The organism is Enterococcus sp. DIV0574 (genome assembly GCF_051711125.1).
Lineage (GTDB): Bacteria > Bacillota > Bacilli > Lactobacillales > Enterococcaceae > Enterococcus_D > Enterococcus_D gallinarum.
On record NZ_JBIOMA010000002.1, the window covers coordinates 19,926 to 34,510 of the forward strand.

The following is a 14,585-nucleotide window of genomic DNA, read 5'->3' on the forward strand; positions in this document are numbered from 1 at the left end:
TTTTGATGGCCCTTTTCCTACATTTTATCGTGGCCCTTTACATCAATGAAAATGCACCAGAAGGAACCCATTACGAATATAATGGAAATACTTACCAACTTGTTCCTGATGATAATGAGTTAGGTATCAATTTTAAGGTTAAAGTAATATTGCCGGATGAACTAAAAGATATAAAAATTAAGAACGCCAATGATTTTCAAACGTTGATATATAGATATCAAAAGCCTATAGAAATGCAGATGCCTGAAGTTAAGATAGGTGAAAGATCTATAGAAGTAAATCAGCTTGTAAAGAGTTTTGGTACAGAAATTATACATGAACAAAATAAATATTTCATGATTCCAAGAAAGTTTTCTCCTCCGTTTAAAGTACCTTTATATTTTAATGGTGAGATGTATGAATTTGAAATAGAACAAAAGCCATATCCAAGCTTAGAAAAAGTAGTTTTTGAATCGACTGAAGATGATATCTTTTATTTAAAACTAACTGCAAATAAAACAAAGCAAAAAATGGAAATCTCATTGACATATAATTTCATGAAGGCTAAAAGTTTGAAGTATTTATATGAAAAAAAGGAAATGTTGCTCAATTTTGCAACTGGAAAAATCGACATCTTTGGTTCTCCAGCGGATTTGTTCAGTGATGAAGAACTGAAAGATGTAAATAAAATATTAGGATTTTACATGAAATTATACGAAATTGAGTCAAAATTAAATGCAAGTCCATATAATACAAATATAAATTTTGACATTACTAAAACTATAACTTACTTAGATGTGGTAAATTTACAAAAAGTATATGCCTCAATTGTTTTAGATAAGTATTATTACGAAAACGAGAAAATCGATAAATATTGGGTAACTGCAAACGAAAGTACCAGAGAAAATATTTTCAAAGATGATAAGTTTGCTATGCTCGGTTATACTCAACCTGAAATTGTTTTACTTAATGAAAGAATTGATTTAATTGAGCAGTTTGTATATAAGACCTCAAAATATATTCATGACCATGAAAAAGATTCAATAGGAAAAGGTGACAGACTAGAATTTGAAATTTTAGGAGATAAAATAGCCTATAAAAAAATGATGTTGGAAGTTCAAGAAAATCCAAATATGACAGACATAGTTTCTGAGTTAAACGAAGCAGTAGAAATCAAAGAGGATTTAGAGTGAAAATTTATAGGGGCTCCAAGAAGATAATTCTTTATACCTAATTATCTTCTTGATTTTTTTAGTTTACATAAGATACATTATGCAAAGTTATCGGTGATAAATAGCTTTAAATCAGCATGATTATTGTGTTGATTATATTTATGTCAACTAATTTCTCGTTATCATAAATATAATCAACTTAGCTAGATGAATTTTACTTGATTGGCTATCTTGATAACAAAGCTATTCATAATTACGTGATTTAAAAAAGAAATCATACAATTAGTTGATCCATTTCTTTTTTTATTCGGTAAACTGTTTGCCTAGTCACATTATAGTCTTTTGCAATCTTTGAGATAGCAACTCCATTCTCCAGATCCTGAACGATGCTTTTATAAACAAGGCGTCGCTGAGGATCTTTTGTTTCTGCACTGTATAACTTAGGACGACCTTTATAGACGCCGTTTGCTTTAGCAATCTTAATTCCTTGTGCCTGGCGTCGTTTAGATTCAGTACGCTCTTGTTCGGCAATCATGGCTAAGATTTGAATGATTAAGTCTTTGATGAATTTATCCAGGAGAGGATTTCCGATTGCTTCAGCCATGATTGGTAAACTGGTGATAATAAGTCGCACATTCTTCTTCTTTAGATAATTAACTGAATCGATAATTTCGTCATAATTTCGTCCAAGTCGATCAATGGCTTCTACAATAAAAATATCTTGCTCTCTGACAAAATCTAAAGCTTCCTGAAAAATTGGCCGATGACTGATAGTTGCTCCAGATTGCTTTTCTATAAAAATTTTTTCAGCGCCAAACTTTTCCATTTCTTCAATTTGGCGTTGTTCATTTTGATCGATGGATGAAACTCGAATATAAGCAATTTTCAAATTTATTTCCTACTTTTCTTAAGCATTTAAAATACACCCTAATCATACGTCAGAACGCTAGATGTCATTTTAATATTTAAATGGCGCATAGTTTGCTTCATAACTAGCGTTCAAAAAAACTAAAAATGTATCATAAAAAGAAGGCACGCTTATAAACATGCCTTCTTTTATTTGTTGTGTTATTTAACTTTCATCAATCGTAATCCGTTTAATGTTACTAAAAGCGTTGCTCCCATATCTGCTACAATAGCAATCCATAGTGTTAGCCAACCTGGTATGACTAGTAGTAGAGCTAATAGTTTTATACCTAATGAGAAGGTGATATTTTGCTTAATTACTTTTAGAGTTTGGCGGCTAAGTCTAACAATGAATGGTAATTTTTGTAAATCGTCGCCCATTAGAGCAACATCAGCAGTTTCGAGAGCCGTATCTGTTCCTGCACCGCCCATTGCAATACCAACCGTCGATGCAGCTAATGCTGGTGCATCATTAATGCCGTCGCCCACCATTGCTACTTTATTATAAGTTGTCCGCAACGCTTTAATCGAATCTAATTTTTCTTGAGGCATTAGATCTCCTTTTATTTCAGTCACACCTAATTGCTTACCAATAGATTCAGCGGTTTTAGTATTATCACCAGTAAGCATAATAGTGTGTTCAATTGACAACTTGTGGAGTTCAGAAATAACGGCAGCACTTGAATCTCTTACTTCATCCGCGACAGCAATTACTCCTAAAATTTGTTCGTCAGTACCGAAATACATGGCGGTTTTCCCTTGTTCTTGAAATTGTCTGTATTGTACTTTGACCGCTGTTTCTTCGATTACTGATGCAGAAAACAGTTTAGGGCTTCCAATATAGTAACGTATGTTTTGATGTATACCTGTAAGTCCTTTACCTGTGATAGATTGGAAATCCTCGATTTGTATTGACTTGTAATCCACATTAGTTTTATCCGCTTCGTTTAAAATAGCAGAAGCTAATGGGTGTTGAGAAAGAGATTCCAACGATGAAATAATCGATAGATAATTTATATCAGTTTCAGAACTGGTTGCAATGAAATCCGTTACGACAGGCTTTCCTTTTGTTAAGGTTCCAGTCTTATCGAAAGCAATTGCTCTCAAATGACCAATTTCTTCCAGATAGACTCCGCCTTTTACTAAAACACCATTTTTTGCTGCATTACCAATAGCCGAAACAATTGAAACAGGTGTTGAGATCACTAATGAACAAGGACATCCGACAACTAAAATGGATAACCCTTGGTAAAGCCATTTATTCCAGTCACCACCAAAGAATAGCGGAGGAACAACCACTATCAAAAGGGCCATAATAATTATGAATGGCGTATAGTATTTTGCAAATTTATCTACAAAGGCTTGTGCAGGAGCTCGTTCTCCTTGCGCTTCTTCAACTAAGTGAATGATTTTGGCAATCGTTGTATCCGTTACTTTTTTTGTTACTTTGACTTCAAGAACACCTTCTTCATTTAGTGTTCCTGCAAACACTTCATCATCTAACTGTTTTTCAACAGGAACCGATTCTCCTGTTATTGCTGCTTGATTTACTGAAGAATGACCGTTGATAACAAGCCCATCCATGGCTATTTTTTGTCCGGGTTTAATGATCATAATATCGTCGATATCGATTTTATCGACACTGACTAATTGCTCTACATTGTTTCTCCTGATAAGAGCTTCTTTGGGAGCTATATCCATAAGAGAACGAATCGACTGTCTTGCTTTATCCATTGAAAATCGTTCCAAAGCTTCGCTAATAGCAAATAGTATTACTACAATAGAACCTTCGGCCCATTCTCCAATAAATGCGGCCCCAATAATTGCAATAGTCATTAAAGATTCCATGGAGAAGTCCAATTTGATCAAATCAGAGAACCCTTCTTTAAATAAATCAAATCCACCAATTATTATTGCCAATATATAAAGAGCTTTCGTTAATAAATGATCTTCGCCCAATGATAGTTGGGAAATAACAGCAACAAGTATAAAACCAAGAGAGATGATTAAAGCGATATTCCGTTTAATAAAAGACTCTTTTGATCTAACTTGTTCATCATTTTCTTGATCATCACGAATGATAAGATTTTCGAAGGCTCCCGCTTCTTCGAGTTCTTCAATTGTTGTTTGGCCTTCTACTGAAATCTTACTTGCACCAAAGTTTACTGTTGCACTCGTAACTCCTGGCAACTGCTTTACATTTTTTTCAAATTTACCTGCACAATTTGTACAGCTTAATCCTTCTATTCGATAGGTTTTTTCGGTCATTTTCTCACTCATGCTAGCACCTCTTCTTTAAAATTTACGCCAAGCTCCATAAGATTTAAGATTTTGATATTTTTAATAAAATAGTAGACTAACTTACCATCCTTGTGACTATCAACTACTCCCAATTTTTTTAAGGAGTTCAGATGGTGTGAAGTTGTTGCGACCGAAGCATCAATGATATTAGCAATATCACAAACACATAGCTCATCTTCATGAACTAAAGCATGTACAATTTTAAGTCGATTTTCATCTGACAATATTTTAAAGAAACCACTTACTGACGGAGTATCAAAGTTTGCTAGTTTAGATTTAGCACGATTAACTTTGTCTTCATGAATACAAGTTATTTCACAAATTTCATTATTCATACGATCATTCCTTTACATTCAAATGTTAGTTTGAATGTATTGTATCAGAACATCCATCTATATTCAAGTGAATGTTTGAATGTTCATAAAATGAGGCGTTTCTGAACACTCTATTTTTTTATCTTATTTCTATAATTTTGATTCTATTATATGTTCACAAACCCATATCAAAATCTATGTTCATTTATACCGTTGGTATAAAGTTATGTTACAATAAAATTAATGAAGGAGTGATTTTTTTTGAAAATAGGATACGCCCGGGTATCTACTGGTTTACAAAATTTGGATTTACAAGAAGACAGCCTAAATAAATTTGGTTGTGAAAAAATTTTTACCGATCATATAAGTGGAGCAAAAAGTAATCGACCAGGATTAGAAATGGCGATTGATTTTGTTCGCTCTGGCGATACACTTGTTGTTTGGCGCTTAGATCGTTTAGGTAGAAATATGGAAGATTTGATTTCAATCGTCAATCGACTGAATGAGCGAGGTGTTAGTTTTCATAGTCTTCAAGAAAACATTACGATGGATAAATCTAGTTCGACTGGTCAGCTCATGTTTCATTTATTTGCTGCATTTGCAGAATTTGAACGCAACTTAATATTGGAACGATCTGCAGCAGGACGAGCAGCGGCTCGAGCAAGAGGGCGCTTTGGAGGTCGTCCTGAAAAATTAAAAACCCAAGACTTAGAATTATTAAAGACTCTAGTTGATAGTGGAACACCTATTAAAACGATTGCCGAACGTTGGAATGTTTCTCGAACAACGATTTACCGTTATTTAGATAAAATGGAGGAAAAAGATGGAAAGACAAACGCTCACTAGTTTTTCAGAACAGCATAGAATAGCTGCTATGAAAAAATATAAAATTATTGAGCCTTATCTTAATAAACAAGAAACGATAAAAGAAATAGCTATTAAAAATAAAGTGTCTACTCGTACACTCTATCGGTGGGTACAAAAATATGAACATGATGGTCTAGTTGGTTTAATTAGAAAGACTCGAACAGATTTTGAGCAAATTAGGATTTCAGAAGAAGTTCGACAAAAAATAGAAGAATTGGTATTGAGATACAAAAAAATAAGTACTAAGACATTATCACGAAAAATTGCTTCCTATTGTAAAGAAAACAAACTGGATATACCAAGTTATTCTCAAATTTATAAATTACGGAAAAGTATTCCCAAAAGTCTCATTCAGTTAGCCCATGAGGGAGAGAAAACATATAAAGAGAATTATGATTTGGTTGCTATAAGGGGAGCAACACGTCCGAATGAAATTTGGCAAGCAGATCATACCTTATTAGATATCAATTTGCTTGATGAAAAAGGAAATATTAATCGTCCCTGGTTGACCATTATATTAGATGATTATAGTCGAGCAGTTGCTGGTTATTATTTGAGTTTTTCTGCCCCTTCAGCAATCAATACCGCATTAACCTTACATCAAGCTATTTGGACAAAAAAAGATTCTTCGTGGCCTATATGTGGTATTCCTGAAAATTTTTATACGGATCACGGAAGTGATTTTACTTCAAATTTTATGGAACAAGTCGCTGTTGATTTAAGAATAAATCTCATTTTTTCTGCCATAGGAATTCCAAGAGGGCGTGGGAAAATTGAGCGTTTTTTCCAGACAATTAACCAAATGCTTTTAGAAGGATTACCAGGTTATATTGAAAATAACTGCAACGAAAAATTATTAACTATTCAAGAATTTAAAGAGAAATTACACTGTTTTCTTATCAATGAATATAATCAAACAAATCATTCTTCTATTAAAGTAAGTCCGATAAAAAAATGGAGTGAGCAATTATTTTTACCGAATATGCCTAATAGTTTAGAAGAGTTAGATTTATTGTTATTAGAAATTCCAAAAACTCGAAAAGTCCACTCTGATGGAATTCATTTCCAAGGATTACGATATACTAATCCTAATTTATCTGCGTTTGTTGGAGAACCTGTTTTAATCCGTTATACGCCAAATGATTTGGCAGAAATTAGAGTATTTTATAAGAATCAGTTTCTTTGTAATGCCATTTCTCCAGATATTTCAAATTATGAAATTAATATGGATGATTTAATTTTCGCTAGAAATAAACGAAAAAAATTATTAAAACAAAAAATACAAGTACCAAGTTCTGTAGAATTATTAATTGAAGAGAAAAAGTATGAAGAAATAACTACCCCACCTAAGAAATCAGCTTTAAAGAGGTACTATAATGAATAAAACCTTTATTGAAACAAAAGAATATAAACGATTTGCTGAATTTTGTGACGCATGTATTAAATATAAGTATATTGGAATTTGCTATGGTGCTCCTGGCGTAGGTAAAACATTATCTTCAAGGTATTACTGTAACTGGGATAATATAGAAAAGCAAATTGCCTATCATCGTGCTGATGATATTGGAAAAAATGCAACAGATGAAATATTAGGTGTAAATAAAGTTTTTTATACTGCACCAGCTGAAAAGATGTCTCGTGTCAGTTCTGATATTAACACAATAACTAGTAGAATAGGTCTGACTAAAGCAATGCATATGGTACTAAAATACAATCAAGAAGATCCTTCTGTGCCTAAAACCTATGAGGCAATTGATTTAATTATTGTCGATGAAATTGATCGTTTAAAGCTTCAGCATTTAGAACAGTTAAGAGATATTTATGATAGAAATGATCTGGCAATGGTTCTTATCGGTATGCCTGGTATTGAAAAAAGGTTGTCTCGTTATCCGCAACTTTACTCTCGCATAGGATTTGCGCATGAATTTGATAACCTTAGTAAGGATGAAACACATCATATTTTGGAATACAAATGGTCAGACTTAGGAATTGATATTAAGTTAGAAGATTTTTCTGATTATGAGGCTATCACAACTATCATTAAAAGGTTTTGTTGCAAAGTTTTAAATCTACTATCAGATAAGGTAGAATAATAGAAAAAGATAGCAGGAGGAATGACGATGAGTCATTTTAAAGGAAAGCAATTTCAGCAGGATGTGATTATTGTAGCCGTGGGCTACTATCTTCGTTATAACCTTAGCTATCGTGAAGTTCAAGAAATCTTATATGATCGTGGCATTAACGTTTCTCATACGACGATTTATCGTTGGGTGCAAGAATATGGCAAACTACTCTATCAAATTTGGAAAAAGAAAAATAAAAAATCCTTTTATTCATGGAAAATGGATGAAACGTACATCAAAATTAAAGGAAAATGGCATTATTTGTATCGAGCCATCGATGCAGATGGTTTAACCTTGGATATTTGGTTACGTAAAAAACGGGACACACAAGCAGCCTATGCTTTTCTTAAGCGGTTAGTGAAGCAGTTTGATGAACCGAAGGTTGTAGTCACAGATAAAGCCCCCTCTATTACAAGTGCCTTTAAGAAACTAAAAGAATACGGCTTTTATCAAGGGACAGAACATCGTACCATTAAATACCTGAATAATTTGATTGAACAAGACCATCGTCCAGTAAAGAGACGCAATAAATTCTATCGAAGTTTACGCACTGCCTCTACCACGATTAAAGGCATGGAAGCCATTCGAGGATTATATAAGAAAACCCGAAAAGAAGGCACTCTCTTCGGGTTTTCGGTCTGTACTGAAATCAAGGTATTATTGGGAATCCCAGCTTAAATCATAGATACCGTAAGGGATTTTATTCTTTATTTAAAACTTTGCAACAGAACCGTTACAATTAACTTACACTGAAGAATCTCCAGAAAACGAATCAACTGCTTTTTCTGAAGAAAAGGACTTAATGAACGACATACCACCAACTAAGAGACCGTGGTGGCAAATTTGGAAAAATTAAGTGATCCGTCCTCTAGTGATCGTTAGAGGATGGTCTCTTTTTTTGCCAAACGGATTCTATATTTCTCGATTAGAAGTTCTATTGACTTTCATTTAGAATTGAACGGAACATGAGCAAAACGAATTTTTAACACGCTTGACGAGCTCAATAAAGTTTATTGAGGTAGCACAACGAATCAGAACAACGTTTGGTGCGTATAAGTGCGCACTGGTGAAAAATAAAATATTTCAATCGAATTACTTTAATTAGATTGACTAAATTTTCTCACTTGTTTTAGTTCGTTGACTTTTTGCGTTGAACAAAAAACGGAAAAAGTTTTTACTCTTTTTCGTTCTTTCCAAAACTCAACTGAACTTCTCTTAACTTCCACAGAAAACAAAACTAAGCAAAAAATTTTTTTGTAATAAATTATCTGACAATTTCAAGAGAACAAAAAGAGAAAGAAAAAATTGGTAAAAGAAGAAAAAGGCAATGAACTTCTTTCACCAAAATTTTTGACCACATTTCAATTGAAAATACAAATCAATCCCCCTGAAAATCACTAGTGCGCACTTACACCCACCAAAGGTGGTTTTACTTCGTCGTGCTGCACCGCTCAATTGAGTAGTGCCGTCAAGCGTGTCAAAAAACTCACTTCGTTCGTAAGGTTCTATGACAAAAAAAGATAGTCAATTAAACAAAAATATGAAAAAATAGAATCAAAATCATAAAAAGATTTTGACTCTATTTTACTAATTTGAAAGGTTGATTTTAATGAAACAGGCATTATTAATTGTCAATCCTAGTTCTGGTGGTGAAAAAGCAAAAGAATTTAAAAAGTTAGCAGAACAAAAGTTAAGTACTTTTTTTGATCAAGTCATTGTAAAAGAAACAGAAAAACAAGGAGATGCGGAACAATTTGCTCGCGAAGCTACTAAACAAAAATTAGATAGTGTTTTTGTTATGGGAGGAGATGGGACTGTTAACGAAGGAATTAGCGGTTTAGCTGAACAAGAGTATCGTCCTAAATTTGGTTTTTTCCCTTTGGGAACAGTAAATGATTTAGCAAGAGCATTAAATATCCCCTTGGATCCAGAAGAAGCAATTGAACAATTTGACTATAATCAAACAACAACTTTAGATATCGGAAAAATAAACGATAGCTATTTTATGAATGTTGTGGCAATTGGGACAATTCCTGAAGCTGTTAACAACGTTGATGTAGAAGATAAAACAAAACTAGGAAAATTGGCTTATTTTGTTTCTGCTGTAAAAGAATTAGCGAATACACAGTCGTATTCATTCCAATTAAATTTAGATGGCAAAAAAGAAACTATAGAAAGTAGTACACTCTTAATTGGATTAACTAATTCTATTGGTGGATTTGAATCACTCTTACCAGAAGCCGAAGTAAATGATGGAAAACTCCACTTAATTTATATCAAAGATCAATCTCTATGGGACACAGTTAAAGCAGTACCTGCTTTATTAAAAGGTGTTGACAATTCAACGGAAAATGTCGCCTATTCTACTTTTTCTGAAGGAACTATCTCGATTGAACATGAGGAACATTTAACAACAAATGTAGACGGAGATGAAGGAGATTCCTTGCCAATAAAAATAAAGGTATTACCTCAACATTTAATTGTTTATCAAGGTAACGCAAAAGAAAAATAATTTTTTAAATTAAAAAAAGAACCAGAAATAATTTCCCGGTCCTTTTTAAGGGGTTAAATTTCAACGAAATCTAACGGCGGTAAGCTTACTGCTACTATAACAACATGACGTTTCTTTCGTCAATAGTTTCTAATCAATCAAAGCACTTCAACCGGTCCATGATCGTCAATATGATCACCGTGGACATGTTGCAACCGGCCATTGACTAAGTAATCGGTGTGATCTCCATGTGGCACTTGTTCATGGCCACAATCCGGTGTATGCTGACAAACTGCTTCGACATGATTACAATTATCCGGATTTTTTTCGTTTACTTCTAACTTACATTCGTCCCAATGATCTTCATGAGAATGATGCAAATGACCGTTGTGCACATAATCAACATGATCTTCATGTAATATTTTCGTGTGGCCACACCCTAAAGAATGTTGATGCTGATGATCTTCATGTGTATGATGTTCCATTTGATCGTCTCCTTTTTCTTTGAGATAAATTTTTGTATAATTATATTATCAAACAAATGAGAAAGTGTGAATATATCGGGAGGAATGGATTAAAATGATTTCAAAAAAACAACAAGAAAAGATAAGCTCTCTTTTTTCTTGTTTAAGTAGTCCAACACGATTAGCAATTTTATTTTTCTTATTTGAACAAAAACAAGCAAATGTTTCCCAAATTGTCGATCATGTAAGTATTTCTCAATCAGGCGTATCACACCAATTAAAGACATTAAAAAATTATCACTTAGTAAAATCAATACGAGAAGGGAAAGAAATTCTATACTCTTTATGTGATAAGCATGTGATTACGATTTGTGATCAAATTGTAGAACACACAAAAGAACTAGAAATAAATTGATTAAAACATTTCTTTAGAAAGTATTTTCTTCCCTTAATCAAGGTATAAGTACTTAAATTCTTTCAAGGTGAACGAATATGGATAAAAAAGTAATCAAAGAACAGAAAAAACTTCTTCGAAGAAAAATTCTTGAGATCATGGAAGGAACGCCTAATTTTAGAAATTTACCTGATGACGCACCCGAAGTACGTCAAGTAAGACAACTAGGAAAAGCTCTTGAAAAGATTGGAAAACGGTATTTATAAAAAACAGGAATAGGAATCGATATAAATATCACTTAGTTTTTAGAAATGCTCTTATGTTAACTTATATTATTTTCTAAATATATTTTAGTATATTTAACTCCCTTTTTTTAAACTTCCTTTAAAAATAAATAAAAAACTGACAAAATAGATTCATAAACAGAGAAAAGGAGTTTTAAAAATGAAAGAGACTATTTTAGCAATCAAATTAAAAGAATATAGAACAAATAATAACTTAACTCAAAGTGACTTAGCAGAAAAATTAGATGTGAGTGATAAAACAATTTCCAAATGGGAATTAGGAGAAACTTACCCGAGTAAAAGAAATATGCTTAAACTATCCGAAACTTTAGGTGTTTCTTTAGAAACTTTATTATTAGAAGAACAAGCTGATGGGACCAGTGAGTTAGAATTAAGTATTAAATATGGTGTAATAAGCTTCTGTTTTATATTTTTCGTTACAATGGTTATTTTTTCTTTTACTCAAGATCACAGTCCTATTTTAGAATTAACTACTTCAAAAAAATTAGAATTACTCGGAACAACTATACTTAAAATTTTAAGCATATCCATTCCACCTGCGATTATTATTGGGTCTGTATTCTATTTTTATATTTTTCCTAAAAATCAAAAAGAAAATTAGCTTAAGATTAAGCTATTTTCACTTGTTTATGTTGTTTAGGTGGAGAAAATAAGAATAGAAAAAAGACGTTGTAACAAATTAAGCGTGGAACATAACACCGTCTTTACTCGCCCCCCCCGGTTTCTTCACAAACGCCTCAAAGAAAAGAAGCTTGATTTACCAGTATTTTAGTGATCAAACCTAGCTAGACCAATTGAAAATCACAAAGTAGCCCCCTGTAACAGTTGGTACAGGGGCTACTTAGTATACTGCACATTATGTTAACTAGTTGTTTAAATAACGATTAAAACTAAATTTATCGTTGTTTTAAGTTAGTTTGTTGCATTCTTATCACTCGGAAAAAAAGTGCAATTATGATGTATACGATCAGAACAGATATGAAATAAACCGCTAAATCAATTTGTATTTTCTTCCACATGCTAGGTAACAAAATTAAGAATCTATTCTCAAGAAACCCCTCATAACTGCGATAGGTAATAAACGGAACTGGAAAGCCCATTAAGTAACTTGTCATACCATCTGAGGTCTTTTCCCTAGGATTCAACACAAAAGCGCTTATCAGAGGAATTATCAGACTAATAATAAACCATTTAATATTTAAACTTTTTTTCATTATGATCTTCCCCTAAATAATAGATTTAAATTTTATGTGAAAAATTCCAAGTGTCATTGATTTTTGCCCCAATCGTAAATCCCTTTACTTGAAATCCTAATAATGAATAACCGTTTACTTTTATTTTTACTGTATCTTTAGTATTGTGTGTCTTTACAAAATTTGAAGATGCACTGGTCTGATTCCAAGTAACAGCAATTTGTAACCCTGAATAATAAGATTTTATTCCTGAAACCTTAGTAAATTGATTTTTACCATTTACTTTCTTGTATTCATAATTGAAAGATACATTTCTCCAAGTAGGAAGTCCAGTCATTCCATATCCGCTAAATGGAGCCCATTTAGAGATTGTTTTACTTCCAGCAGCTCTGGTTTGCATAGGAGTCTCATTAATTATAAACTCTGTTTTACTGCTATTTTTAAACTCTTCTAGTATTTTTTCTAATTCTTCCACACTATCTAATTTAATAATATTTTGCGGATCAATTTCTTCAGCAGGTACTAATTCAAAATCGTATTTACCGTTTTGTTCAAGTTCTTTTATTTCACTAACAATTGAATTTTCTTCGGTAACACTATCAGCCGATACAATATCCTTCCACCCAAAAAAAGTAACAAACATTAATCCCACTAAAAGAACTTTTTTCATAACATATGACCTCCATTTTTTTGATGTTTTAATACGAACTTTTAGTATATTATCTATAATTTCTGCTTAAAACATGAGAAACGAATAGTTTACATGGGCTTGTATTTGTATCTTATTTGTTTACATTGTATTAACTATTAGGAAATAAATAATGCTGCACATATATATATCGCTATATTGACAACATTTTCTTTTTATGGATATTATCATTTTAAAAGGAGACACGAGATATGCAGAAAAAAGAATTTGAAAAAAAATAACTAGTATATTGACTAGTTGTAAAAAGTTTTAGTCATTGGGATTACTCATATAAAAATCTTTAGTGAGGAAAAAATTTATGAAAAATAAATATATTTACAGCTTATTTATAGGGTTAATTTTACTATTTCAACTACAATTATTAAGTTATACTAATTATCTTTTAGTTAAGCAAGATCTTATAAATGGTGTCCTTGATCCATATTTATTACTAAAAACACCTTTAATAATTATACCTTGTATCTTTTTTGTTTATTCTATTTACGGATTCAAAAAATCTCAAATATGAAATATCTAACACGAAGTATTTCATATTTGAAGCAGATTAAGGTTGTTCATATACAATAACTTGTTAAAAGAAACTCCTATAACATAACAATCGAAAAGGTAAGAAAATTCGAAAAGGAGAAAATTTTTAAACAAAATTTAGAATTGTTTTTTTAGTTTGTCAATAAATTTACGAAGGGAAAAGCCCCTAAAACGTGATTGCTGGATTTGAAATCACACTTACAGACACAAAGCATGAAAAATCTTGTCTAATTAGATAATATCCTTTACGCCTTAATAAAGATATATTACAATAACGAAGAAAACGCTTTATTTCGTAAATAATTAGAATTACTTTATAAAATGTTTGGAGGTTATCAGATGTTGAAACGTTTATTTCTAATTGCTGTTGTATTAAGTCCTAGTTTATTTTTTGGAACTATGTCGGCTGAAGCAGATACTTTTAATAACAATACCGAGAAATTGCCGGTTCTAACCCCAGCTGGAGAAATTATGGATGTTGAAACGAATAAAAGTGGGAACTATGATTATAATAACTTACCAATTCTTACTCCTGATGGTGAAACAATGGAAATAAATCAAGACTCGTTTGCAATGTTTAGAAGTTTTATTGGCCCTACTGTTCCAAAAACAATTTATAAAGAATATACCGTTTTAGCTTTTAAAACCAATTATCCCTATGGACCACCTAAAACAAAACAATGGGCTGTAAAACAATATGGACAACGATATACTGGTAAACTAAAATTACTTTCTAAAAAAACGGTTCCATTAGGTTGGGAATGTGTTTATGGAGGCAATCTAAAGCGATAAGAGGTACAATAACTTCGTTACTCAATTAATGTTTGGAGTGAATTCTT

15 protein-coding genes are annotated in these 14,585 nt (G+C 32.1%); 10 read left to right on the forward strand and 5 right to left on the reverse strand.

Annotated elements, in window-relative coordinates; genetic code table 11:
- The first annotated feature begins 29 nt into the window (after positions 1–29).
- On the forward strand, positions 30–1,172 hold the full coding sequence (locus IGJ45_RS16735; RefSeq protein WP_438768776.1) for an abortive infection system toxin AbiGii family protein: 1,143 nt from the start codon (positions 30–32) through the stop codon (positions 1,170–1,172).
- A 253-nt stretch (positions 1,173–1,425) separates the two neighbouring features.
- Here the strand turns inward: IGJ45_RS16735 and IGJ45_RS16740 are convergent, their stop codons facing one another.
- The 3 genes from IGJ45_RS16740 to IGJ45_RS16750 all read right to left on the reverse strand — a co-directional run bounded on the left by IGJ45_RS16740 (position 1,426) and on the right by IGJ45_RS16750 (position 4,693).
- Entirely contained in the window at positions 1,426–2,040 is a 615-nt protein-coding gene (locus IGJ45_RS16740; protein WP_002345745.1) for a recombinase family protein, read from the reverse strand.
- 179 nt (positions 2,041–2,219) lie between these two features.
- Positions 2,220–4,337 (reverse strand): heavy metal translocating P-type ATPase, encoded by a 2,118-nt coding sequence (locus IGJ45_RS16745; RefSeq protein ID WP_001291323.1) that lies wholly within the window; start codon positions 4,335–4,337, stop codon positions 2,220–2,222.
- Positions 4,334–4,693 carry an ArsR/SmtB family transcription factor gene (locus IGJ45_RS16750; protein ID WP_003726380.1) on the reverse strand — a complete coding sequence of 120 codons (360 nt, stop codon included), beginning with the start codon at positions 4,691–4,693 and terminating at the stop codon, positions 4,334–4,336. Before IGJ45_RS16750 ends, IGJ45_RS16745 begins: the two co-directional genes overlap by 4 nt.
- A 240-nt stretch (positions 4,694–4,933) precedes the next feature.
- On the opposite strand from IGJ45_RS16750, the gene IGJ45_RS16755 reads away from it, so the two are divergent.
- The 5 genes from IGJ45_RS16755 (at position 4,934) to IGJ45_RS16775 (ending at position 10,174) form a co-directional block, all read left to right on the forward strand.
- Entirely contained in the window at positions 4,934–5,518 is a 585-nt protein-coding gene (locus IGJ45_RS16755; protein WP_016612514.1) for a recombinase family protein, read from the forward strand.
- Complete coding sequence (locus IGJ45_RS16760) at positions 5,496–6,923, forward strand: Mu transposase C-terminal domain-containing protein (RefSeq protein ID WP_016612515.1); 1,428 nt, start codon at positions 5,496–5,498, stop codon at positions 6,921–6,923. The genes IGJ45_RS16755 and IGJ45_RS16760 overlap by 23 nt, the downstream gene beginning before the upstream one ends.
- Positions 6,916–7,632 carry an AAA family ATPase gene (locus IGJ45_RS16765; protein WP_438768777.1) on the forward strand — a complete coding sequence of 239 codons (717 nt, stop codon included), beginning with the start codon at positions 6,916–6,918 and terminating at the stop codon, positions 7,630–7,632. Before IGJ45_RS16760 ends, IGJ45_RS16765 begins: the two co-directional genes overlap by 8 nt.
- 27 nt (positions 7,633–7,659) lie before the next feature.
- On the forward strand, positions 7,660–8,340 hold the full coding sequence (locus IGJ45_RS16770; protein ID WP_002331383.1) for an IS6-like element IS1216 family transposase: 681 nt from the start codon (positions 7,660–7,662) through the stop codon (positions 8,338–8,340).
- A 931-nt stretch (positions 8,341–9,271) separates the two neighbouring features.
- The gene (locus tag IGJ45_RS16775) at positions 9,272–10,174 is read left to right on the forward strand and encodes a diacylglycerol/lipid kinase family protein (protein ID WP_202275631.1); all 903 of its coding nucleotides are present in this window, start codon (positions 9,272–9,274) and stop codon (positions 10,172–10,174) included.
- 137 nt (positions 10,175–10,311) lie between these two features.
- Here IGJ45_RS16775 and IGJ45_RS16780 read toward each other — a convergent pair whose 3' ends face one another.
- Positions 10,312–10,638: a hypothetical protein gene (locus tag IGJ45_RS16780; RefSeq protein ID WP_060815231.1), complete on the reverse strand. Its 327-nt coding sequence runs from the start codon at positions 10,636–10,638 to the stop codon at positions 10,312–10,314.
- A 94-nt stretch (positions 10,639–10,732) separates the two neighbouring features.
- Between IGJ45_RS16780 and IGJ45_RS16785 the strand changes: the two genes are divergently transcribed.
- The 3 genes from IGJ45_RS16785 (at position 10,733) to IGJ45_RS16795 (ending at position 11,917) form a co-directional block, all read left to right on the forward strand.
- Positions 10,733–11,032, forward strand: a complete 300-nt coding sequence (locus IGJ45_RS16785; RefSeq protein ID WP_060815230.1) for an ArsR/SmtB family transcription factor — start codon at positions 10,733–10,735, stop codon at positions 11,030–11,032.
- Between the two features lie 77 nt (positions 11,033–11,109).
- Positions 11,110–11,277, forward strand: coding sequence for a hypothetical protein (locus tag IGJ45_RS16790; RefSeq protein ID WP_156424247.1), 168 nt, complete (start codon positions 11,110–11,112; stop codon positions 11,275–11,277).
- A gap of 178 nt (positions 11,278–11,455) precedes the next feature.
- On the forward strand, positions 11,456–11,917 hold the full coding sequence (locus IGJ45_RS16795) for a helix-turn-helix transcriptional regulator (protein ID WP_060815229.1): 462 nt from the start codon (positions 11,456–11,458) through the stop codon (positions 11,915–11,917).
- Positions 11,918–12,555: 638 nt separating this feature from the next.
- On the opposite strand, the gene IGJ45_RS16800 is transcribed toward IGJ45_RS16795, so the two are convergent.
- The gene (locus IGJ45_RS16800) at positions 12,556–13,179 is read right to left on the reverse strand and encodes a hypothetical protein (RefSeq protein WP_060815227.1); all 624 of its coding nucleotides are present in this window, start codon (positions 13,177–13,179) and stop codon (positions 12,556–12,558) included.
- A gap of 906 nt (positions 13,180–14,085) precedes the next feature.
- Between IGJ45_RS16800 and IGJ45_RS16805 the strand changes: the two genes are divergently transcribed.
- Positions 14,086–14,538 carry a hypothetical protein gene (locus IGJ45_RS16805; protein WP_423118892.1) on the forward strand — a complete coding sequence of 151 codons (453 nt, stop codon included), beginning with the start codon at positions 14,086–14,088 and terminating at the stop codon, positions 14,536–14,538.
- The last annotated feature ends 47 nt before the right edge of the window (positions 14,539–14,585 follow it).